The 23,366-nt window shown below is 54.8% G+C and carries 19 protein-coding genes; 8 read left to right on the top strand and 11 right to left on the bottom strand.

Going from position 1 to position 23,366, the window contains the following annotated elements; translation table 11 throughout:
* The first annotated feature begins 170 nt into the window (after window positions 1-170).
* The 8 genes from eutB (at window position 171) to ACWKV9_RS11930 (ending at window position 9,105) form a co-directional block, all read left to right on the top strand.
* Complete coding sequence (eutB, locus tag ACWKV9_RS11965) at window positions 171-1,565, top strand: ethanolamine ammonia-lyase subunit EutB (protein ID WP_483836314.1); 1,395 nt, start codon at window positions 171-173, stop codon at window positions 1,563-1,565.
* An 11-nt stretch (window positions 1,566-1,576) separates the two neighbouring features.
* Entirely contained in the window at window positions 1,577-2,410 is an 834-nt protein-coding gene (gene eutC / locus ACWKV9_RS11960) for an ethanolamine ammonia-lyase subunit EutC (RefSeq protein ID WP_483836409.1), read from the top strand.
* A 116-nt stretch (window positions 2,411-2,526) separates the two neighbouring features.
* On the top strand, window positions 2,527-2,985 hold the full coding sequence (locus ACWKV9_RS11955; protein WP_483836313.1) for a GNAT family N-acetyltransferase: 459 nt from the start codon (window positions 2,527-2,529) through the stop codon (window positions 2,983-2,985).
* 258 nt (window positions 2,986-3,243) lie between these two features.
* Window positions 3,244-3,891: a DedA family protein gene (locus ACWKV9_RS11950; protein ID WP_483836312.1), complete on the top strand. Its 648-nt coding sequence runs from the start codon at window positions 3,244-3,246 to the stop codon at window positions 3,889-3,891.
* Between the two features lie 3 nt (window positions 3,892-3,894).
* The gene (locus ACWKV9_RS11945; RefSeq protein WP_483836311.1) at window positions 3,895-4,713 is read left to right on the top strand and encodes a M90 family metallopeptidase; all 819 of its coding nucleotides are present in this window, start codon (window positions 3,895-3,897) and stop codon (window positions 4,711-4,713) included.
* 107 nt (window positions 4,714-4,820) lie between these two features.
* Window positions 4,821-5,348 (top strand): inorganic diphosphatase, encoded by a 528-nt coding sequence (gene ppa / locus ACWKV9_RS11940; RefSeq protein ID WP_282379152.1) that lies wholly within the window; start codon window positions 4,821-4,823, stop codon window positions 5,346-5,348.
* Window positions 5,349-5,762: 414 nt separating this feature from the next.
* Complete coding sequence (locus ACWKV9_RS11935; RefSeq protein ID WP_483836310.1) at window positions 5,763-6,491, top strand: LexA family transcriptional regulator; 729 nt, start codon at window positions 5,763-5,765, stop codon at window positions 6,489-6,491.
* Window positions 6,492-7,143: 652 nt separating this feature from the next.
* Window positions 7,144-9,105 (top strand): acyltransferase family protein, encoded by a 1,962-nt coding sequence (locus tag ACWKV9_RS11930; protein ID WP_483836309.1) that lies wholly within the window; start codon window positions 7,144-7,146, stop codon window positions 9,103-9,105.
* Window positions 9,106-9,259: 154 nt separating this feature from the next.
* On the opposite strand, the gene ACWKV9_RS11925 is transcribed toward ACWKV9_RS11930, so the two are convergent.
* From ACWKV9_RS11925 to ACWKV9_RS11875, 11 genes are all read right to left on the bottom strand, one after another.
* Entirely contained in the window at window positions 9,260-10,738 is a 1,479-nt protein-coding gene (locus ACWKV9_RS11925) for an undecaprenyl-phosphate glucose phosphotransferase (RefSeq protein WP_483836308.1), read from the bottom strand.
* A gap of 188 nt (window positions 10,739-10,926) precedes the next feature.
* The gene (locus tag ACWKV9_RS11920; RefSeq protein WP_483836307.1) at window positions 10,927-11,736 is read right to left on the bottom strand and encodes a hypothetical protein; all 810 of its coding nucleotides are present in this window, start codon (window positions 11,734-11,736) and stop codon (window positions 10,927-10,929) included.
* Window positions 11,737-11,802: 66 nt separating this feature from the next.
* Entirely contained in the window at window positions 11,803-13,002 is a 1,200-nt protein-coding gene (locus tag ACWKV9_RS11915; protein ID WP_483836306.1) for a polysaccharide pyruvyl transferase family protein, read from the bottom strand.
* 94 nt (window positions 13,003-13,096) lie between these two features.
* A complete protein-coding gene (locus ACWKV9_RS11910) occupies window positions 13,097-14,554 on the bottom strand; it encodes a lipopolysaccharide biosynthesis protein (RefSeq protein ID WP_483836305.1) in 1,458 nt (485 codons plus the stop codon).
* A gap of 74 nt (window positions 14,555-14,628) precedes the next feature.
* On the bottom strand, window positions 14,629-15,717 hold the full coding sequence (locus ACWKV9_RS11905) for a GumK N-terminal domain-containing glycosyltransferase (protein ID WP_483836304.1): 1,089 nt from the start codon (window positions 15,715-15,717) through the stop codon (window positions 14,629-14,631).
* A 56-nt stretch (window positions 15,718-15,773) separates the two neighbouring features.
* Complete coding sequence (locus ACWKV9_RS11900) at window positions 15,774-16,517, bottom strand: WecB/TagA/CpsF family glycosyltransferase (protein WP_483836303.1); 744 nt, start codon at window positions 16,515-16,517, stop codon at window positions 15,774-15,776.
* Window positions 16,471-17,592 carry a glycosyltransferase family 4 protein gene (locus tag ACWKV9_RS11895; protein ID WP_483836302.1) on the bottom strand — a complete coding sequence of 374 codons (1,122 nt, stop codon included), beginning with the start codon at window positions 17,590-17,592 and terminating at the stop codon, window positions 16,471-16,473. Before ACWKV9_RS11895 ends, ACWKV9_RS11900 begins: the two co-directional genes overlap by 47 nt.
* Before the next feature lie 50 nt (window positions 17,593-17,642).
* Window positions 17,643-18,899, bottom strand: coding sequence for a hypothetical protein (locus ACWKV9_RS11890; RefSeq protein WP_483836301.1), 1,257 nt, complete (start codon window positions 18,897-18,899; stop codon window positions 17,643-17,645).
* 78 nt (window positions 18,900-18,977) lie between these two features.
* Complete coding sequence (locus tag ACWKV9_RS11885; RefSeq protein WP_483836300.1) at window positions 18,978-21,221, bottom strand: GumC family protein; 2,244 nt, start codon at window positions 21,219-21,221, stop codon at window positions 18,978-18,980.
* Window positions 21,222-21,301: 80 nt separating this feature from the next.
* A complete protein-coding gene (locus ACWKV9_RS11880) occupies window positions 21,302-21,844 on the bottom strand; it encodes a polysaccharide biosynthesis/export family protein (protein ID WP_483836299.1) in 543 nt (180 codons plus the stop codon).
* 69 nt (window positions 21,845-21,913) lie between these two features.
* Window positions 21,914-23,083, bottom strand: a complete 1,170-nt coding sequence (locus ACWKV9_RS11875) for an outer membrane beta-barrel protein (RefSeq protein ID WP_483836298.1) — start codon at window positions 23,081-23,083, stop codon at window positions 21,914-21,916.
* Window positions 23,084-23,366 lie beyond the last annotated feature (283 nt).

Raw genomic sequence — 23,366 nt, 5'->3', positions numbered from 1 at the left:
ACGTGAGGCACCCGACATGGGACGAAGAACGTGCTTGAATCCCAACAATTAGCACTCCCCGCCACGATGGAGTATTAATTGCTTGCATTGCTTCTCACCGTCGGCGGCCACAGTCAGCGTCGAGACACTACGCCCGGATCATATGAATCCGCGGAGCATGGAGATTCTGTATGGCAAGCTTTTCCCATTCTGTCGGCGCGCAGACCTATCGTTTCGACAGCCTCAAGGACGTCATGGCCAAGGCCAGTCCGGCGCGCTCCGGGGATTTTCTGGCGGGTGTTGCGGCCACCAACGATGCCGAGCGCGTCGCGGCGCAAATGGCGCTTGCCGATATCCCGCTCAAGCATTTTCTCGAAGAAGCACTGATCCCCTACGAAACCGACGAAGTCTCCCGGCTGATCATCGACACCCACGACACCCTTGCGTTTGCCGCTGTCAGTCATCTGACCGTGGGAGGTTTTCGCGACTGGCTGCTCAGCGATCACGCCAACGAAACCAGCCTGCGCGCCCTCGCCCCCGGCCTGACCCCGGAAATGGCCGCCGCGGTTTCCAAAATCATGCGCGTCCAAGACCTGATTCTGGTGGCACAGAAAATCCGCGTCGTGACCCGATTCCGCAACACCGTTGGCCTGCGCGGGCGCCTATCCACTCGCCTGCAACCCAATCACCCGACCGACGAACCTTCCGGCATCGCGGCCAGCATTCTCGACGGCCTGCTGTACGGCAACGGCGACGCCATGATCGGCATCAACCCGGCCACAGACAGCACTTCGTCCATCGTCGCCCTGCTGGAAATGCTCAACGCGATCATCCAGCGTTACGAGATCCCGACGCAGGCCTGCGTGCTGACCCACGTCACGACGTCCATCGAAGTGATAAACCGTGGCGTGCCGGTGGATCTGGTGTTTCAGTCGATCACCGGCACCGAAGCGACCAACAGCAGCTTCGGGATCAATCTGAGCTTGCTGCAGGAAGGTTACGAAGCAGGCCTGAGCCTCAATCGAGGCACGCTCGGCCAGAACCTTATGTATTTCGAAACAGGCCAGGGCAGCGCGTTGTCTGCCAACGCCCACCACGGGATAGATCAACAGACGTGCGAGACAAGAGCCTACGGCGTGGCGCGCCATTTCAATCCCTTCCTGGTGAACACGGTGGTGGGCTTTATCGGCCCCGAGTATTTGTACAACGGCAAACAGATCATTCGCGCCGGGCTTGAAGATCACTTTTGCGGCAAATTGCTGGGCGTGCCGATGGGCTGCGACATCTGCTACACCAATCACGCAGAAGCCGACCAGGACGACATGGATACACTGCTGACGCTGCTCGGTGTGGCCGGGATCAACTTCATCATGGGCATCCCGGGCTCCGACGACATCATGCTCAATTACCAGACCACCTCGTTTCACGATGCGCTGTACGCCCGACAAACTTTGGGCCTGCGTGCGGCGCCGGAATACGAGGCATGGCTAGAGAAAATGGGCATCTTCACCCAGGCCGACGGACACGTGCGTTTCGGCGATGCATTGCCGCCTGCGTTCCGTCAGGCGTTGGCGCACTTGGCATGAGCAAAGAACCCATGGATGAAACGAACGATCTGACGCAAAAAACAGAAAACCCCTGGCTCGACCTGCGCCGCCTGACCCCGGCGCGCATCGCCCTTGGACGCACCGGAACCAGTATCCCTACCAGCGCGCAACTGGATTTCCAGGCCGCCCATGCTCAGGCCCGGGACGCGGTGCATTTACCGTTCGAGCATGCGCCCATCATCGAATCGCTCACGGCCAAAGGCCGCGACACTCTGCTGCTGCACAGTGCCGCCGCTGACAGAAATGCCTATCTGCAACGTCCGGATCTGGGACGCAAGCTAGACGAGGCTTCTGTTCAAGCAGTGACCGATTACGCCCAGGCCCATCCCGGCGGCATCGATTTGGCTGTAGTCGTGGCTGACGGTTTGTCGTCGCTGGCGGTGCATCGCCACACGCTGCCATTTCTGGAGCGTATGGAAGAGCAGGCCCGCGCGGAAGGCTGGTCGTTGTCGCCAGTCATTCTGGTGGAGCAGGGCCGCGTCGCCGTCGCAGATGAAATCGGCGAGCGCCTGGGCGCCAAAATGGTGGTGATCCTCATCGGTGAACGTCCAGGCCTCAGCTCTCCGGACAGCCTGGGCCTCTACTTCACTTACGCGCCGAAAGTCGGCCTGACTGACGCCAGTCGTAACTGCATTTCCAATGTGCGGCTCGAAGGCTTGAGTTACGGCATGGCGGCGCATCGGCTTTTGTATCTCATGCGTGAGGCGTGTCGGCGACAGTTGTCAGGGGTGAGCCTCAAAGATGAGGCCGAGTTGCAGACAGTGGCGTCAGACGTGCCCGGCAAAGCTGCCGGAAACTTCCTGCTCGCAGGCCCGAAAGATTGACCGCCCGTTGGATTGCCCTTTCTAAATCGCTTTGGCAAAGTCGGGTCTGACTGCGTCGCAGCCAGGCGCGACCTCCCCCATTCATGCTTTCTTGACAATGAAGTTGAGGCCCAACCATGCGGATCGTTCAAGCCAACCTGGAGCATCTGGACCTGTTGACGCCGCTGTTCGTCAAATACCGAGAGTTCTATGGTGAGCTGCCCTTCCCCGACTCCTCCCGCGCGTTTCTGGAAAAACGCCTGCGTCGTGAAGAGTCGGTGATTTACCTGGCGCTGCACGATGACGACGACAGCAAGCTGCTGGGCTTTTGTCAGCTGTATCCGAGCTTTTCGTCGCTATCGCTCAAGCGCGTCTGGATCCTTAATGACATCTACGTTGCCGAAGACGCCCGCCGCCAATTGGTTGCCGATCACCTGATCCAGAAGGCCAAAAAGATGGCCAAGGAGTCCCATGCGGTGCGGATGCGGGTTTCGACCAGCAGCAATAATGAAGTGGCGCAGAAGGTCTATGAGTCGATTGGCTTCAAGGAAGACACGCAGTTCAAGAACTACGTGCTGCCGATCAGCGACCAGTGAGCGAAGACCAACTGTAGGAGCGCGCTTGCCGGCGATAACCATGTCACATTCAAAATAGTAGTCACAGGCATAAACCTTTCGCGGGCAAGCGCGCTCCTACAACGGTACGTGGCGAACGCAATCCGACTGCGACCAAATGTTTCAATGTTGATCGCAAGCCAGCGACATCATGTTTCTTGCCCCTATAATGCCGCCCACACGATTGCTGTTTCGACCCGCACGCGACCCTGATCGGGTCTCATCACCCAGGTGCCGCACATGGATTTCAACCCGCTGGACCTCATTCTTCACCTCGACGTTTACCTGGATTTACTGGTTACCAACTACGGCACCTGGGTCTACGCGATTCTGTTCCTGGTGATTTTCTGCGAGACCGGTCTGGTGGTGATGCCGTTCCTGCCGGGCGATTCTTTGCTGTTCATCGCCGGCGCAGTCGCCGCAGGCGGCGGCATGGACCCTGTGCTGTTGGCAGGCTTGCTGATGGCGGCGGCCATTCTCGGCGACAGCACCAACTACATCATCGGTCGCACCGCTGGCGACAAGCTGTTCAGCAATCCGAACTCGAAAATCTTCCGCCGCGACTACCTGACCCGCACCCACGAATTCTACGATCGCCACGGCGGCAAAACCGTCACCCTGGCGCGCTTTCTTCCGATCATTCGCACCTTCGCGCCGTTCGTAGCGGGCGTGGGCAAGATGCACTACCCACGCTTTCTAGGTTTTAGCGTGCTGGGTTCGGTGCTGTGGGTCGGCAGCTTGGTTACGCTGGGCTACTTCTTCGGCAACATCCCGTTCATCAAGAAAAACCTCACCCTGCTGGTGTTGGTCATTATCCTCATCTCGCTGCTGCCAATGATCATCGGCCTGGTCCGTGGCCGTACAGGCCGGTCTGCTGACGCGCGCTGAGCCATGTGGTCGCTTGGCGGCTGGCTCAAACGCCGTACCCTGGCGCGTCATCCGGTCCCTGCTGAGTTGTGGGATCGGGTGTGTCAACGATTGCCGATCCTCGACGGGCTGAGCGCCGACGAGAATCGACATCTGCTCGACAGCTGCATCCTTTTCCTGCAGAGCAAAACCCTGACGGCACTCGATGGCGTGGTGCTGGATGACGAGTCGCGCTTGTTTCTCGCCGCTCAAGCGCAGTTGCCGTTATTGGCGCTTGGCGATCTGAACTGGTATCAGGGTTTCCACGAGATTGTGCTTTACCCCGACGACTTCATCAGTCCGCAGAAACATCGGGATGCCAGCGGTATAGAACACGAGTGGGACGGCGAGCACAGCGGCGAGGCGTGGTCGCAAGGGCCGGTGATTCTGGCGTGGGCCGGCGTGTTGTCCAGCGGCGGATGGGAAGCTTACAACCTGGTCATTCATGAGCTTGCGCACAAGCTGGACATGCTCAACGGCGATGCCAACGGCATGCCGCCGCTGCACAAAGGCATGCAGGTCCAGCAATGGACAGTCGCGATGCAAAGCGCCTTCGATGATCTCAACCGCCAACTTGATGCCGATCCCGACACTGAAACCGCGATTGACCCGTATGCCGCCGAAGACCCCGCCGAGTTCTTTGCGGTGACCAGCGAATACTTCTTTAGCGCCCCGGATTTGCTGGTCCAGGCCTACCCCGCCGTCTACGAGCAGCTCAAAGCCTTCTATCGGCAGGACACCCTCGCCCGACTGACGGCACTTCAAAGGGAAAACCCGGTCTATCAGGCTCATACCAACGTCTAGAAGCCGCCGAGCCGCATGGCAACCCTTCTGGAATACGCCTATAATCCGGCCCACTTTTTGGCGTTCGACGCCAGATTCTGACTGGTCAACAAAGGGGGCACTGCCCAATGAGCTACAGCAAGATTCCGGCTGGCAAAGACCTGCCGAATGACATCTACGTCGCAATTGAAATCCCGGCTAACCACGCCCCGATCAAATACGAAATCGACAAAGACAGCGACTGCCTGTTCGTTGACCGCTTCATGGCCACCCCCATGTTCTACCCGGCCAACTACGGCTTCATTCCCAACACTCTGGCTGACGACGGCGACCCGCTCGACGTGTTGGTTGTGACGCCTTACCCGGTCACCCCAGGTTCGGTCATCCGCGCCCGTCCAGTGGGCATCCTGCACATGACCGACGACGGCGGCGGCGATGCCAAAGTCATCGCAGTCCCGCACGACAAGCTGTCCCAGCTGTACGTCGATGTGAAGGAATACACTGACCTGCCGCCGCTGTTGCTGGAGCAGATCAAGCACTTCTTCGAGAACTACAAAGATCTCGAAAAAGGCAAATGGGTGAAGATCGAAGGTTGGGGCGACGCAGAAGCAGCCCGCACCGAGATCATGAAATCGGTAGCTGCCTACAAGGGCTGATCCGATTCGCTGCCTGCTCGGCATCCGCTCTTCGGGTGTCTGGCAGGCAGCACTTCCCCGGTTTTTGCACGACTGCGTAAAAAAATCTCTGTTTAAATGTTTAAAAAACTCTGCTTTAAACGAAATGTTTACTCAGGTTTGCGCGCTAACGCTTTATGCAACTTGCCTCAAGGTCCCAACAATAAATCAAGTGTATGGAAAGGCTCTATATCAACAGTCTTTCATTGACTTTCACCGCCCCCTCCGTAATTCAAGGCAAGCCACACTGTTGACGCAAATATCAACAGCCATGGAAACGCCCTACATGTGCAACTTACAGGCGTAAGTTTTCCGCACAGCCCTAACGTTGATGGCCCTCGCATTTGAACACTTCGTTCATTTAAACAGCCTTCAAGCCCCCGTAAACTTGATCCCATGAATACATCAGGTGATCGATTACGCGTCCTTTTGCGGGAGTGCCAGCTCTCTGCCACAGACTTCGCCGCCAACCGCAAGGTGACGCCGCAACATGTAAACAACTGGTTCAAACGCGGCATTCCTATTGCGCGGGTCGAGGAAATCGCCGAGCTGCTCAGCGTCAATGCACATTGGCTGCGCACAGGCAGCGGTCCCAAACACCCGGGGGAGCCACGGGTCAAAAGCCAACCTGCACCCACCCCCCAACGAACACGCAACGAACGAAGCAATGCCCGCGATCAACTTGAACTGCCGGTCTACAACGAACAGCACAACCACGGTGACGGCCGCACTGCCGTGGGCGAAATCCTTAACCAGAAAATTCGGCTGTCACGCCGGGTTCTCGACGCCATGGACGTGGAACTGCATAACGCCATCTGTATCGCCATGACTGGCAGCAGCATGGCGGACAAGATCCAGGACGGCTCGCTGATTGGTGTCGATCGGGGGAAAATCCACGTCATCGACGGCGAAATCTATGCACTGGAGCACGACGGCATGCTGCGGGTGAAATATCTATATCGCCTTCCCGGTGGCGGTTTGAGACTACGCAGCCACAACGCCAGCGAGTACCCCGACGAACTCTTCACTGCCGAGCAGATTCAGGAACAGCATATTCGGGTGCTTGGCTGGATTTTCTGGTGGTCCACGCTCAACAACCGGCGCCATCCGGCCACTGTGTTATGAAACCTGGCAGGTACGCTGCAAATCGCAGGCGTGACGAGCAATCGAAGCTGGGCAGACAAGGCGAACATCAGTATCCTGTGCGCCTTCGTTTCATCACCCCTGCGCTACCCGCACAGGGATGACAAACCAGGCACCGGCCACGGCCCGCCTCGGTTACCTCACAAGCGCTCTCTTGCAGAACGCACTTTTGCAGGCGGGTGCGGATAGCCAAAAACTAACCAAACCTGCCCACGAGAAGCCGGCCACAAGCCGGCTTTTTAATGTCTGGATGATTGTCTCGGCGTTGCTGAGACTTTTTATAGTCGGCCTCTTGGCGGACAAGTCCGCTCCGACAATTGATTTCCTGTACGCCTGATTTCCTCGATCAGAACCAATTTCTATGGGAGCGGACCTGTCCGCGAATAGGCAGTTGAGTCCGCCGCATTTGTTTCGGCTGGAAAAATCTATCGCGGGCAAGCGCTCTCCTACAAAGGCCCGAAGCAGCTTGCCATATCTTTGACACCCCCAAACCAACCACCAATCCCAACCCCCATTCAAGCCATTAATTTGACTGGGCGCTCCATTCCTCTATGGTTGACCACGGCGAATGGATTCCCTGTTTTTCTGGAGTGCCATCCCTCGAGTTCTTTTAACTTCGACGATCAGGCCTCCCATGAATCCAGCCGTAGCCCATCCAGAGCGCGTCATTAAGTACCGGCCCGAAATCGACGGACTTCGCTCTTTGGCCGTTTTGCCGGTGATCCTGTTTCATGCAGGGTTTACGTTCTTCTCCGGTGGGTTTGTCGGCGTCGATATTTTCTTCGTGATTTCGGGATATCTGATTACTTCCATCCTGGCGGCGGAGATTGCTCAGGGAAATTTCTCGATCCTCAAATTCTACGAGCGCCGTGCTCGGCGCATATTGCCTGCGCTGTTTTTTGTGATCATCACGACGGTGCCGTTTGCCCTGGCCTGGATGCTGGACAGTGATCTGCAGAATCTCGGACGCAGCATCATGTCGGTCGCGGTGTTTGCGTCCAATCTGTTCTTTTGGCGCAACACGGATTACTTCGACCCTGCGGCAGGTGAGCAACCGCTTCTGCATACGTGGAGCCTGGCGGTGGAGGAGCAATATTATATTTTCTTCCCGCTGTTCCTTCTGCTCGCCTGGAAGCTCAAGAAACCGGGTTTGACGCTGTTCATCCTGTGCATCACCTGCGTATCGCTGGCCCTGTCCGAGTGGGGCGCGACGTACCATCCGGCAATCAATTTCTACCTGTTGCCGACCCGGGCCTGGGAGCTGCTGGCGGGATCGCTGGTTGCGATGCTGCTCTTCAGTCGCCCGAAAATTACAGCCGCGGCGCCAGCCTTCAGTCCATACAAAGCGGCGTTGGCTATAACCGGCATTGGCATGGTGCTGTATTCGATTTTCGTGTTCGACGAAGCAACGCCCTTCCCCAGCCTGTACACCGTGGTGCCGGTGCTGGGCACGTGCCTGATCATTTTGTTTGCCTCGCCCCAGTGTCTGACTGGCAAGGTGCTGTCGCTCAAACCCATGGTCGCCATCGGGCTGGTGTCCTACAGCGCCTACCTTTGGCATCAGCCGATCTTCGCGCTGTACAGGCTGTCGCCGCTTCAGCTGTCGGCGTATGACGAGGCCATCTTTCCTCTTCTGATCGTGACGGTATTCTTCCTGGCGTGGATCAGCTGGAAATACATCGAGGCGCCCTTCCGCTACAAAAACAGGATTTCCCAAGCGGGCATTTTCAAATGGGCTACGGCAAGCATCGTGCTGCTGTTGGCTATTGGCGGGACCTTAAATGCGGTCTTCACACCCAAAGTCGACCCGTTGGCCGTCAACGTGCAGGACTGTCCAGGCTACGACGCTGGCGGCTCGGAACTGGTGTGCAAGAAGATCGGCAACGGCAGCCGATTGGTGGTGCTGTTCGGAGACTCCCACGTATTGCCGCTGATTGACGCCTTCACCGAAGACGCGGCGATGACGTACATGTTCATCTCAATACCGGGCTGCCCGCCTCTAGTTGGGCTTGAGCGCTATGACGGGATCGGCAATAGCTCCAATTGCGACAAACCGGGACAGCTGGCGCGATACGCCGATCAGGTGGCCAGCCTTCAACCCGAGAAAATTATTCTCGTGGGGCGCTGGACGCTGTACATGCATGGCTGGCAGAAGAAGAACGTGCTGCAGAAAAAACACCATCTGTTGCAGCTCGAAACCGGGGAGAAAGGGCTGACGCCGCAGCAAGTCGTGGCGGCGGGCGTGGAGGCTACGGTCAAGTTCTTCACCCGCACGACGCCTTCTAGCAAATTGTTCATCGTTGAGCAGGTGCCAGACATCCAGATGTTCGGTCACGTCAAAGCGGTCGTCAGTGCGCTGGGCGATAACGTGCCGCGCACGGCGATCGATGCATGGGATCAAGGGGAAATGGCAATGCTGGACAGTGAGGCCAGCGGCGGACTACTTAAGGTCATCCGCACCAAACAGTACTTCTGCGATGCCACGACGTGCGAAATAGGCAAGGACAAGCGCTTCTATTACCTGGACGACAACCACCTTAGTGCGTCGGGTGCGAAGCTACTGAGCGAACCCTTGAAAATGGCGATTGCTGAGTGACCTGACCAAGCCCGTACGCTGATACCGTGCTTTTTCAAAGCCAAAAAAAACCCCGTGCTTTTTCAAGGACGGGGTTTTTCAATTTTGGATGATACGAATTAACAATCACTGATGAGCGGCCCCCCTTGCATGTCGAAGTTGAGGACGAGAGGCATCAATAAGCATTTTTATCGCGCTTCACCAGCATCAAGGCTGTTTTGATGATGATCATGATATCCAGCGAGACGCTCCAGTTTTCGATATAGAACAAATCATGCTCAATGCGCTTATCGAGTTTCTCCTGGGTGTCGGTTTCGCCGCGCCAGCCGTTGCATTGCGCCCAGCCGGTTACGCCAGGTTTCACGCGATGGCGCCGGGCGTAATCGCTTAACAAGTCATGCAGCAGGCAGCCGCCCGAGTGCATACCTGTGGCGTGAGGACGGGGCCCCACTAACGACATGGTGCCCAGCAGCACGTTAAACAGCTGAGGTAACTCATCGATGCTGGTTTTACGGATAAAGCGACCTACGCGCGTAACCCTCGGGTCATCCGCTACCGTTTGTTGTGCGCCGCGCTGATCACCCCGGTCTGTGTACATCGAACGGAATTTAAAGACCCGGATAGTCTCGTTGTTGAAGCCGAAACGCTCCTGGATGAACAACACCGGCCCTTTGGACTCAAGCTTGATGGCCAGCGCGACGAATGCCAGCACAGGGAACAGTAGAACAATAGCCGTCAGGGAAAGGACGACGTCTTTGACACGTTTGACGACCGCGTTCCATTCGCTGATGGGCCGAGCCTGAAGGCTTAGAAAGTACGCGCCGCCTACTTGCAATACGGGGTGGTCCGCATACATAAAGCCCAGCTTGTCCGGGGCCAGGTACACGTCGACGCTCCAAGATGAAAACCGGCTCACGAGCGCCTCGATGCGGGCGGTTTCCTGCCATGGCTCGGCAACGATCACCAGATCGATACCGTGCTTGCGCACCATTTCGTCAGACAAATCGGTTCTTCCCAGCAGAGGGATGCCGTGATTATTTGGCGGCATACGGGTAACCCGATCGTCGAGAAACCCCACCACATCAATGTTCTGATCATTGAAGCGACGCATGTGCTCAACCACTTGCTGGCCTACCGCACCAGCACCCAGAACCAATGCTCGGCGTCGGAAAATGCTGCCGCGCGTGGCTTGAGAAGGACGTGCGAAATACCACATCAACATCAGACGACTGCACAGGATGTAGAGCGAGAAGCCGCCAAACCATGTGGTTACCCACAGGCGGGAAAAACTCTCGGTCATCCGGAAAACAAAACCGATCAGCAATAGCGCACCGAACGCGAAGACCAGCCCGCCAAACGTGATGAAAGGCGCTCTGACCTGTTGCTTGAAGCGCTGCCATTCGTACTGGCCACTGGAGAAGCCAAAGATACTGAACGTGACGACGGCAATGACCACGGCAGTACCGTAGCGAACGTACGACGCAGGCCCATCTTCGACGTAATACTGCACGCCGAAATAGACGATCAGCGACGTGAGCGTCATCGCGAGAATGTCAGTGAAATAAAGAAGGTAGTTGGCGTAGCTCTGTAGAACGGTCGGCGTACGCTGGAACGCTGTTAGATCGTCCATAGATCGTTGAATGTGGTTGTCCATTGCAAGAGCACCTTAGAGATAGAAGTTAGATGTTTGAACTTTTCATCGCGCACAAGCGCTTATCAGCGCAAGCGTGTCAGCACTCGCCACAATGAAAACCCTTAAGCTAATTAAACCGAACGGCGACTTCGAAATGCTCGCTCAGGATCTATCTGATATCAGTTTTTAAAACAGCCAAAAAAGGCAGATTAGAGAGGCAGAGTAAATTCACTGTTCATCGACTTATTCACGTGTCGAAATTTTCTGGCTGAAGTAACGAGTTTTACAGGCGAACTCAAGTTGCTCTTATTCAACAAAAACGTACGCACTACAGAGTTTGACTTGCTGTGCGCTCCGGAGTGACCGACCCGGTAAACCGCACCTGGGAATGGTAGCGGCGCCAAAGGCGTCCCGTTTTCGATCATCAAGGCTTTGATAAATTTGTGACTGCCCAGCACTTCCTTCACATATTCATCAGTGGCTTGGGCAAAGGAGCCGGGCAGCTTCATAAGACCGGCCTGCACGATGTAAGACGTGCCGCAGTACTCGTTGAACTCGGGATGCAGGAAGACCCAACGGGTACCCTCAGACCAAACAAAGCCAGTATTGATGTACCAACCGTTGGAGAGCGGTTGTTCCGACACAAAGGCTGCGAGCTTGTTGCTGAGGAAGTCATCGTCATCCACGATCATGAAATAGTCGGTGGGCGCCGCCGCCAGCATTCCTGCGAGGACCCGACGGCCCTTATCCAGCCGTACTGCATCGTAAAATGCCGCACGCCCCGCATCACTCAATTCATGCAGTGGGTTGGGCTCAAAATCGACACGCACAACCTGAATGCGTGATGGCAGAGGGGGTAATTCGGCGCCTTCGTTGGCAACGATCACTGCAGCCCAATCATCGCCCTGCTGGGCAACAATCGACTTCACCGTTTCGGCTATGTTTCTTTTGTTCTGCTCCCAATCCTTAGAGTTGGCCGGGTGCCTCACCGGAATAACAAAGGTCAGTTTGAAAACCACGTTATATGCCTCTCTTAGAAATTGATCAGCCGGCAACCTGTGATATTCCAGGCAGATATCTGTAAGTTATTTTCCCGTCTGAAGCGCTCGAGCCAAGGTCTTGACCCCGGCGCGAGCCTCTTCAAGTACCTGAGTGTGCATATCCGGATCGATACCTTGTGTCATGGCCGCGATAAAAATCTCAACCACATCTGCTGGCGAGGACCGGCTGGTTTCCACAAAAAACGCGTCGCGGTCTACCGACTTGTAGAAACTTTTCAGTTTGACGTCCCAGCCGAGGCCGACATGGGGAATTTTCAAAGAGTAAGCCGTGATGTTTGCATGCATTCGGTGAGCTATCAGGCCATCAAAACTTGAGATAACGCGATACAGCTCTCCGCCGTTCAAAGGCCGTGGTGAAATCTCGCAACCGGGAACACGCGCCGCCACTTTCGCCAGAACTTCTTCATCCTCGACATCGCCATTGGTGAACAACACAGGGGTAAAACCTTTGTCGATCAACCGCAGTGACACGTCAGCGAAGAACGTGATCATTGCGTCCTCGGCCACATCCTCAGCGCGGATGATTGCATTGACCATCTTGGAATCAATTACGCCGACGCCAACACGGCCGGTCAGTTGCCGCTCGCCCGCAGGGATTGCCAGTCGTTCCGGGTAAACCCTGGAGGCCAGCAAACCGGGATCACGGCAAAACTGCGGCTGGACGTCGGCATCGACGTAGGCGGTCCAGTGTTGGGCCGACAACCCGTCTCGCACAGAGACAAAGCGAATCAGTGGTTGTCTGTGCAGCGCTTTGCGCAATAGGCGGGCGGAATGAGCAAGCCAGGTTTTCTCGCTGGAGACACCCACTGCATAAAACGACACCTGAACATTCAGTCGCTGCGCCAGACGCATGATCGAATACAGCCGGGCCGGAAAATAAGAAGACGTGGCGGTGACGAGCTGGCCGCCGCCAATGACGAATCGAGTGGTCTGGGCTGGAGGCGCCACGGTTATCTGCGCAGAGAGCCTGCGATCAGTGCGCTTTATGTTTTTGATGTCCGCAATGCGCGAGAGCAGCCATTCGGGCATGACCTTTTTCAACGTGCCTTTCAATTGCGCTTTGCCAACGCTTTCACTGACAGGAAAATCCGATTTGCCGTCAATGTCGATGGAGCTCACGTGAGCGTCGGGCAAACACTTTCTAAGCTCGTGTTCAAGGCAGTCGGAAAGGAGCCCGTCGCCTACGTTGGTGCTGTACTTATCGTTGAAGATCAAAACATTCATGAAAATATTCCCCACATGACGACTCGTTGGATGAGCCATCCCACGGTGCGCTGAATATATAAGCCCCGACCGTGGGCGCGTTTAGACGGTGCAGTCACGTTTCCCGTCGAAGTGTTTGCTTGAGCAAACTAAGCACTTCAACCACGGCGCGGCGATTGGTCACCAGCATAGCCACCAGATAGATAAAAACGCCGGCAGGAATGAGCAGCAAAAGCCGCACCCCCGATGAAAGCGCCGCCATTTGCTGCGCGAGAAGATAGACGCAGGCGCCCATGACTAACGACGAAACGAGCGGCGCAATAATGCATTTGAGGTAAGTCGTCCAACCAATGCCGAGCAAGCGCAAAGTGGGCAGAATCGAGAGCGGCGAAAACACAATCGTCTTAATCAAAAAGCCACTCGTCAGCGCAATGAGTCCATGCCGGGCAAGCGCGAAAAACAGGATGAAGTTGCCCGCACCGCTAATGAGCGTGATGCTGGTTTGCCAATGAGCCTTGCTGAAGACCATCAAAATGTTGGAGTTGTATTGAGACAGCGCAGTGACGAAAGCGCTAAGCGAGAGAAATGCCAGAACCGGTGCAACATCAGCCCACTTCGCTCCCAACAATACATACACGACGTCAGGCGACAGCGCGGCGATTCCGACATACAACGGCCCGGTAATGCAGATGCTCAGATAAACGCATTTTAGATACGCTTCGCTAGAGCGTTTCGCGTCATCGCGCAGCGCCGCCTGGATAGGCAGTGCCACGGAATTCAGCGAACTGGAAATCATCAGCCACATAGCGACGCTGATGCGCTTCGCTGCATTGAACACGCCGGTTTCAGCAGCGCCCAGGTAGTAAGACGCAAAGAACACATCGCTTTGCATACTCACGAATGAAGCGGCCGCCGATAACGATACGTGTCGCGAATGGTGAAGCACTGATGCAACGTCTTTGTACGTGGTGTTAAGACTGGGCTTCCAGCGAGTGGTCAGCCACAAGGTTACGGTCCCAACCAGCGAGGTCACTAACTGTTGAGCGATAAGACTCAACAAACCGTACCCCTGAATGGCCATGCCGATACCGATCGCACCGCCGACTGAAATCGCCAGCAAAGACCGTATCGCCAGAACCTTGAACATCAATTGCTTGGTCAGCCAAGCCTCATGCGTCTTCGACAGTCCAGTGGTGAACAGCAGAATGCTGGTCCACTGCAGTGACGATGCGATTTCACTGTTATCTAAAAGTCGGGCAATAGGTTCGGCCAGCAGAAACAACAACAGCGCCCCGACCGCACCACTGCCCAGCATCAGAACGAACGCTGCATTGAACGTTGAGTCTCCGACATCGCGCCGGGAAACAATCGACGCTGCGACGCTTTCAATCCCTATCTGCCGGAACGCTTCAACCAGAAGTAGGCATACAGCCATGATGCCAAACGCTTCTTTTGAAACAAATCGAGCGGTTACCAGAAAAACCAGCAGCGCGAGAATTTGCGCAACCGACTGATTGATGATGGACCAAAATGCGCCCCGGCCAATGTTGTTGGCGGTGAAGTTAGCTGACATAAGGACCTGTTGATATGAGTGGAAACATCGAACGGATGCGCATGACACGACGCAGCGACAACCCCGAATCCGGATCAGGAAAGAAACATTTGTTCAGTCACTTTTTCCCAGTTCATGACTTGAGAGCGGTCAATCGAATTGCGGTCATAGGCCATCGCGCTTTCGAACGCCGACACCAGTGAGGCTTCGTCTGCATCCGGGTGGAACGAACGCACATGGGGACGGCCGGCGGCTGCAAAATGAGGCGCTACGATCGGTAACTGGCAGTACGTGTACTGAACCATCTTCAAACTGGACTGGCTGATGTAAGCAACACTGGGTGCGTCTTTATAAGGGGCCAGACCAATGTCGGAATACAGCAAATAAGGCACGAGATCTGAAAACGGACGCTCGCCATGCTCGACGACATTCTCAAAGGGTTTGGTCAGGTGAGATTTCTTGCCGAACACATGAAATGTCCAGTCTGGAAAACGCCCGGCAAGCGTTTCAATCACAACCGGGTTGAAAAGCATGTCGCCAACACTGATCGCGTTCTTCGATGTTGTGAATGGATTACGAGCTGGCGCATCGAAAACGTCGGTGTCCAGTCCGGGCGGTACGTATGTGATAGGTGCGCTTGCTGGAAAGCTTTCCTGCATGACGGCAGCGGGAACCCGGATGGAATCAAACAGCGGGAGTGCTGCTCTTTCCGCCTGAAGCACCATAGGGTGAAAGGTCAGTGTTTCCAGCAAATCGCTAACGCTGTAGATGAACTTTGCGTTAGGCGCCAACTTTGCGAACAGCTTCACCAGCATCAAGCCCACACCGCTTTCTATCACCACGATATCCGCCTGACGCACCCGATCCTTTACTGCCTCGGGGACCAGACTTGGATAGATCGAAAAGACCGGGGCGGTGATGTTGTCGAGATTTTTGTTGCCCAGGCTGAAGGGGTGAACGAACGGCCGCCAGACGTATTTCTGCACGAGGTCCGACATGCGAATCCAGGTATTGAATGGCCGACTGAAGTGCCGGCTGTTTTTCTTCATACCTGTGGCATAGCTCAGACCCACTGTCATGAAGTCGACGTGTATTCCCTTTCTTTCCAGGCAGTCCGCCCAAAAATGAAAATCCACTTTTCGACCTGCACTTGCATCATGCCCTGAGACAAAGAAGACATTCATGGGCTACGTTCCTGTATACCTTTGGGGCTTAGTGATGACCGATTTGAAGCGCGAAATTATTTGTTAGCCACCAGGTAATAAAAGAACTTGGGGATGCCTAGCAAATAACGCCGAAACAGCCGTTGTGGCTCTCTGATCAATCGAAATAGCCACTCAAGATTCATGCGACGCATGAGCGGGGGCGCGCGGTCAAAGCGCTCTGCCTGGAAGTCGATGATTGCCCCGCCACAGACCACCAGCATCGGCCCGTTTACGGCCTTGCGCAATAGACCCGCAAGGTGTTCCTGCTTGGGCATTCCCATCGCCAGAACGACAATCACGAGCACGTTTTTACGGGCCCATGTCTTCAGGTACTTCAGGTATTTCTCTTCGCTGTGAAAGCCGTGCAAGGTGTGGCAGGCCTTCCCTTCCATCAACTTCTGCGCTCCGGTTTCGAGCCAGGGCGATTGCGTACCGAATACGAAATAGTCGATCTCGAGCGGAGAGTCCTGCGACTTTTTGATCAGCTCAGGAATAAAGTCCGTCCCGTTCAGGTTTGCTCCAGGCGCCAGTTTGTTCCATTTGCAAGCAAGCTTGATCCCGACTCCGTCGCGCAGCAGGTAATCAATATTCGCAAAACTGGACAGTACGGACTCTTCTTCTGCAGCCAGGTTATAACCATATTGATTCAAGAACCCGAGAACTTTTTGATCCTTGCTTTCAAGCAGCTCATCAATAAAGGTGTCGAGGCTATCGTCTTCTATTATATGAAGCCTATCGATAAGCGCTGACGCTGTTCTCAAGGGTGCTTTCGTATACATGGAAGATTTCCTCTGCGACTGTGGTCCATGAGAATTGTTTGGCATATGATGCCGCGCTTACTGCGGCTGAAGGAGTCCACTCACTGATCAGAGCCTCGTATTTCAAACTGAAGTTGGACGGGCTAACAGTAAATATCTGCCCAACTCCAGAATCATTCACGAAGTCCTTGAACGACAGCGGCTCCTCAGCCAAAAACGGTACATGTCCATATGACATTAATTCCACAACACCCAGCCCGAACCCTTCATATTCCGAAGCGCTTACTGTGTATTTTGAATTGACAATATGATCAGCGATTTCTTCATCGCTGATATCGAATATAAGTTTTACTTTCGCGTCGCAACCCAGACGTTGCACCAGCGACGTTAGCTCTGCGGCATCCCCGGTCTTGCTTCGCCCAATGATTTTCAACAGACCGGCAGGACGTTCCAGTTTTGCGAAGTTTTCGATGAGCCAAGGTAAGCGTTTGTTTTCACTAAACCGGCCCAAGTAAACCAAATCATCAACCGGTGCAGATCCGCTCGACGTACCCGTCCCAAACTTTTTCACCCGTATCCCGTTATTCACCAGTTGAGCGCGGCGCGAGATAGGTGCAAACACTGAATAGTCGTTGGAGCTATTGCAGACTACTGCCTCAACTCCCCCCAGCGTCCAGCGCGTAATGACTTCGAAGAAAACCTTTTTTAACCACTGATTTTTCCGTGTGTGGAAAAATCCCCCATGCGTCGACAGTACCAATGGCGCGGTGAGTCGGCCGAGCCTTCGCATGAGCGACAAATAATCGATGAAGAAATCAACCGCATGAACATGAACCATATCCATCTGATTCAGCAGTTCAAGGTCTGGCTTGCAAATCGGATAACGTTTCGAGCCTTTCCACGGAAGCCTTAAAACCTTCACCCCCTGATGCTCTTCGGTATCAGGGAGTTTTTTACCTGTCTGAAAATCGGAATCCAACGTCAGTACAACAACTTCGTGACCTGCCGAGCGCTGTTCCTTTGACAAGTTGAGGACGTAGTCCTCAAGACCGCCGACGCTCGGATAAAACTGTCTCACGACATGAACTATTTTCATGGAGAACCTTTATCAGTCGAAGTAATTCGCTCGATGGAAAGAGGCGCATCTTATGCAGCGGTTTGAATAAACCTATCGGGGCGTTTAAAAAGGGGGCCCGACATCAGCCCAACCAGCAACCACAAAGGCGCTCCTGTTTTCATCGAAAAGATGGCTGTTCCAGACACCAGCAAATTCATGAATATATAGAGTGACAAGGCGTTCGCGCAGCGCCTGCGTTCTGGCGTGTTCTGGGGAACAATGAAACATACAAAAAGCCAGTACGCGATGAACCCAATAATGGTCGCTGTCGAAATCAAGTAAGGATAACCACTGTCCAGCAGTGCGCCGGTGGCACCAACGTTGTTACCGAAATATTCACCTAACGGCATATTGAACAGAAAGTCTCCCGTCTTCGAAGTCCTTCCGACGAAGGTATCAGAGTGATCAAGCGGGAATGCGAGATAAACCATTACCGCAATCGCCATGATGATGGGAGCCAAAAACGTATTTGAATACTTCGGCACCTTTGGATACAGGAAGTAACCCACCAGCGAAAGCAACGTCAGAATAGATGTCATGCGGGTGTTGTTGGAAACAATGATCAGTAGCACAACCGCGATGTGAAGCGCGCGCTGCTTCGGACTGATGAACTTCCACAGCGACACCAGAAAAACTCCTGTCACCGCCGCGTAGTTTGCCAACGACACTTGTTCCAGAAAGATAGAGGAGGTCCTGGGGCCGTCGAATATCCCGTAGGAAAACCGCCCCTTGAACCCCAGTGCGTTGTTGAACAACCCGGTTTCGTTGTACTTGAACTCAACCATACCCCGGGTATTGATGAAGTACTGGGCCGGTTTGAGCATGGCCGCGTATGTGGTCACCGACGACACTTCAAGAATCAGCACAGCCAGCACCAACACGCTGCAGCAAAGGAAGGTTGCCATTACTGTTTCACGGGACGACCGGCGGCCAAGGCACACAAATATCGAGACAATCAGTGCGTTTCTCAGCGCATCCACAAAAATCCGCTGGTTGATCATGCTGACCATGAGGCCGAGCACTACAAACAGGCATACGAGGTAAATAATGTTTTTGTCTGCTTTGGCCAGGCCGCCACGGAGGATCAAAAACAACCCGCCGAAGATGACCAATATCTCGGTCAGCGCCACTACGCCGAAATTCAGGCCGGCGGCATGGGCGTTAACGAAGGACAGCAAGGCGTTATAACCAACAGCGAAAAACGTTAAAACCACTACCCGCCGATCGGCGACATCCGCCGTTTTATTTTGCGTGTGGACGCCAGCAAAGTTTGCCGTTCGCGGCATTGAGCGCTCCATTTGATCGCTTCCCGTTTTGGTCAATCACATGCGCCTGCCGCTCGGGCAGGCTGACGACACGACTTCTTACGCAGGTTTTTTCTGGCTGTAACCGTGGTAATCGTAGAAGCCGTCAAAACGATGGCCGTATTGGTTGGCTTTGTTGATGTCCACCTGATTGACGATGATGCCGCGCACCGGGGCTTTATGCTGGAGCAACTGAGCAATGCCTTTTTCCGTCAGCGAAATCGACGTAGCGCCAGACTTCACAACATAGATGACCGACTGCGCCAGAGTAGAGATCACTTTCGTGTCACTGACCCCTTGGGTTGGGGACGAGTCAATGATGACCCGCTTGTATTTGGCCTTAAGGGACTCAAGCAGTTGTGCGAAGCGTTGCGACGCCAATTGCTCAAGCGGATTGCTGGTCGCGCTGCCTGCGCAAAGCACGTCGATTCCGTCGATATGACTGATGCACTGTTCTAGCGTGGCCTTGCCGGCAATCAGATCGGACAAGCCTGGCTTGTCAGCCGACACGCCCAATGCTTTGGCGAGTGATGGGCGACGCAGATCGCCATCCATCAATAGCACCGGCTCCATCTGACCTAATGCCACCGCAAGATTAATCGACACAGTGGTTTTACCCTCGCCCGGAACGGATGAAGTCACCAGAATGATCTGATGGGGCTTGTCGTAGCCACTCAATACAACATTGGTGCGAATAGTCCGGATCGATTCTGTGAAGCGGTTGAACCTTGGGTCGTTGAAGGTCTTGGCCAGATCCTTTCTGTCCCGACGGGTGATTAACGGCAAGATGCCTACTACCGGGATGTTCAGATGGTTTTCAACTTGTTCGACGCTGCGGAAGGTATTGTTCAACGCATCGATAAGCAGGGCACACAACGCGCTCAGGAATAGTCCCAAGACTGCGGCGATGACCAGAATCAGTGATTTTTTTGGTTTGATCGGAGCGATCGGAACAACTGCAGGGTCGACCACGCGAATGTTCGCGCTGTCGATATCAGCGGTTGCAGCGGTTTCTTTCAGGCGGGTCATGAAGGTGTCATACAGCGCACGGTTGCCGTCCACCTCACGCTGGAGTTCTTGCAACTTGAACTCCTTGCGCGAGATGTCCTGAATTTGCGACTTGTTGGTATTGAACGATGACTGCAACGAACTTTCGTTTGCAGCGGCAAGCTGATAATTGCGCTCGATACCGGCGACTACTTGCTCTACCTGGCCACGCAAAGCGGCGGATGCAGCATTCAGGTCAGACCGCGCAGCGTCCATCGCGGGGTGTTTAGGGCCATAACGGTTCGACAGCTCATCGACTTTGGCTCGGGCCTGAGCTTCCTGCGCTTTGAATTGCTGGACCAATGGATCGGCGAGAACCGCTGGAACACTGGCCATTTTCTGCCATCCGCCCTTACCCATCGCCTGGACTTGTCGGAACTGGCTTTCGGCTTCGGCACGCTGGCGCCGGGCGTCGATCATTCTTTCGCTGGTCAGCGACAACTCGGTAGCGCTGATCGTGCTGACGCCTTTCACGTCCACCAGACCTTCCGACTCGCGATAGGCCTGCAGGCGCGACTCCGATTCCTTCAGCTTTTCGCCTAACTCCACCAGGCGGCTGTTCATCCAGACGGTTGCCGACTCCGACGCGCCGATGGTGGACTGCAGCTGACTTTCGATAAAGGCGCGCGAGAGCGCGTTGGCCGCCTGTGCAGCGAGCTCAGGGTCTTGCATGTCCACCATGACATTGGCCAGCTGACTTTTACCCTGGGGCTCAACACTCACCAGCTCCATGAACGCGCGAGTGGTGCGAGCCAGGCGCTGCTGCTCAGTGGGTTGTCGAGCCTCGCTGAACTTGGCGACCACGCCATCTGGGAGGTGTTTGTCCAGGCCAGTGCTCGCGAGCCAGCGTCCAATGAACGCAAATGGCTTGCTTTGGACGCCGGGGTCGAATTGAGGCTTATTGGATAAATCCAGGTCGCGCACTACGCGTTCGGCCAACGTCCGCGACTGCAACAGCTCAGCCTGGGTTTCCATGTACTGGCTAGCATTGCTTTCACCGCCCGCGACTGCCGCGTCGAACGACACAGCCTTCGAGCCTTTGGCATCCATCACCAGCGTCGCTTGCGCCCGATATACCGGAGTCATTGACGAGACGGCCACGAGCGCAATGACGATCACAACGCCTGTGAAAGCAAAAATTGCATTCTTGCGGTGCCAAATCGTTTGCCACAGCTTGAGCAAATCGATGGCGTCGTCACCGTTATCTTTGCGGGATGAACCGATGCGGGACGCAGAGACTGGAATATTTGTATCCATGATGGGCAACCCTGAAAAGGACGTATTGCGGGACGAATCGCGCCAGTAGCGACGCATGGACCATCACCGCATAGTCTTTACTAGAAAAAACCCTGAGGCACGGTGATGGTGTCTCCAGGACTGACCAATGCATCAAGACTGGCCTTTTCGGTCGGCTTGGCACTGAGATCACGATTGATCGTGATCTTCCCTTCCGACGCGCGTTCAGTAAAACCGCCTGCCAACGCTACAGCGCGTCGAACAGTCAAACCAGGCTGGAACGGGTAACCACCCGGAGTCTTGACCTCGCCACTGATGTAGAACTCGCGATACTGCAACACACTGACCGAGACGCGCGGGTTGACCAGATAATCGCCCTTGAGCTTGGCCACCAGCAGCCCCTCGATCTCCGAAGCCGTCTTACCCTTGGCATTGACCTCTCCGATGAACGGATAGGAGAAGGTGCCTGCATCGGTAAGCCGCAGGCTTTTGAAACTCATATCTTCTTCGCCATACACCGTGATGCTGATCACGTCGCCAGAGGCAAGCTTGTATTCGGAATTACCGGCGGCGTACGCCCCCTGCTGACCGGCAACAAGCATCAAAAGGCCCAGGAACAGGCTGCTGATGGTACGAATGATCATAAAGTAGTCCGCTCCTGAAGGATGTCGTGAAACGGCCACTGACTGGACATGCCAAGTGCGCCTGAGTGGCTACAGTGTTGCAGTAATACTGAGCTTGTAAATATTGCGTTCGTAGCTTTCATCCGCAACCGTTGAATCTTCTTTGCCATGGCGGTACCCAAGATCAAAGCCCAGCCAGCGACGCATCTGGTATTTCACCGCAAAGCCGTAGCGATTGATTTTGTCTTCGCGATCGACCTCCTGATACTCCTTGGTCGTGTGCGATACGGTAGCTACGGTGCTGAGTCGCTGTAGCCATTCGTGTTCCCATGCCAGCGAAGTGGTCAGGTTATCGATAGCCGATGCGCCGTTGGTGCCTTCGTCCAACGAGTGGTGGGTCTTTAATGTAAATGTCGAATACGACCGCGGCTTATAGTCGACCCCTACTTCCCACAGCGACCCGCCTTTATTGCCGACAGTCTTATCGTCATAACGCTTGCGCTCGGCACCCAGCTTGGCGGTACCAGTGGTATTGGCAGTAGCGTCCCAACTCAAGCCGCCAAGCAATGCCACTGTGTCGTTATCCAGACGGGTATTAGACACATAATCAAATCGGGTCCAGCGTGATTCCACCAATGCACGAGTGCTGGGGGCGACCTTGAAGTAGAAAGTTCCGATTGTTGCGTGGGCGTCACGCTCTTTGTCGTTGTTGATGCCATCGCTGTTCTGATATCGCATTTGCGAATAGTCAGTACTGAGCTCGATCTGCCCACGTGCTGTTCGCGCGCCATAAGTGTACATCCCACCCGCGTGGGTATAGGTGTACTTGTCGTTTTCTATGTGCTGATCAAGCGTCGCGGTGTCTTCGACTTTCTTATAACCCGTGTCCAACTTCAAACGGTTACGCGCATTGAATTCAAAGCGGGCCGTACCATCAAGATACTGGTCGGTATTGTTGTCTTTCGGGCTTGAATGGAATGTATCGCTATCAGCTTTATATGACAGCTTAAAGGCTCTTTTGCTGTTGGTGGAGGCAAGGTTGAAGCTTGGGGTCACCGCCGTGATCCAGGAGGATTCGACGTGACGCTCGACCTCTCTGAAGTTGTCATCGTAGCGCTCACTGGTCTGCAGCACCGGTGTGAAGGTCAGGCCGTTGTCGAACTTGATGCTTTGGGGGATGTGCAGCTCTTCCGCGCAAGCGTTGGCGCACAGCAAAGCCGAGAGTTTCATCAGAGATCGGGCACTGGATTTCAAGCTCATAGTATTTCCGGCGGAATCAGTGAGGAAATGTCATTTGAACAGGATTGACGCTACCCACGCTACCGCCCCAAGATTTTCCGTCAATCCTTGAAGACGTGGGGTAGCACAATGATGAATGACACAGAGACCCCGCCCCTCTCAAAAAGGGGAGTCGTCAACACACGGGCAGGATTTAAAATCGAAAAGGAGCCTCTCGGCTCCTTATTATTCAAACGCTGATCTGCGCCAGCGCTGTGTGAACGTTGGTCCCGTAGCCAATGCGTCTAGCGCTTGAAGACTAACG

The sequence above is a fragment of the Pseudomonas corni genome (assembly GCF_057128765.1).
The sequence above is the reverse complement of the archived record's forward strand: the minus strand, read 5'-3'. Positions and strand labels throughout refer to the sequence as shown.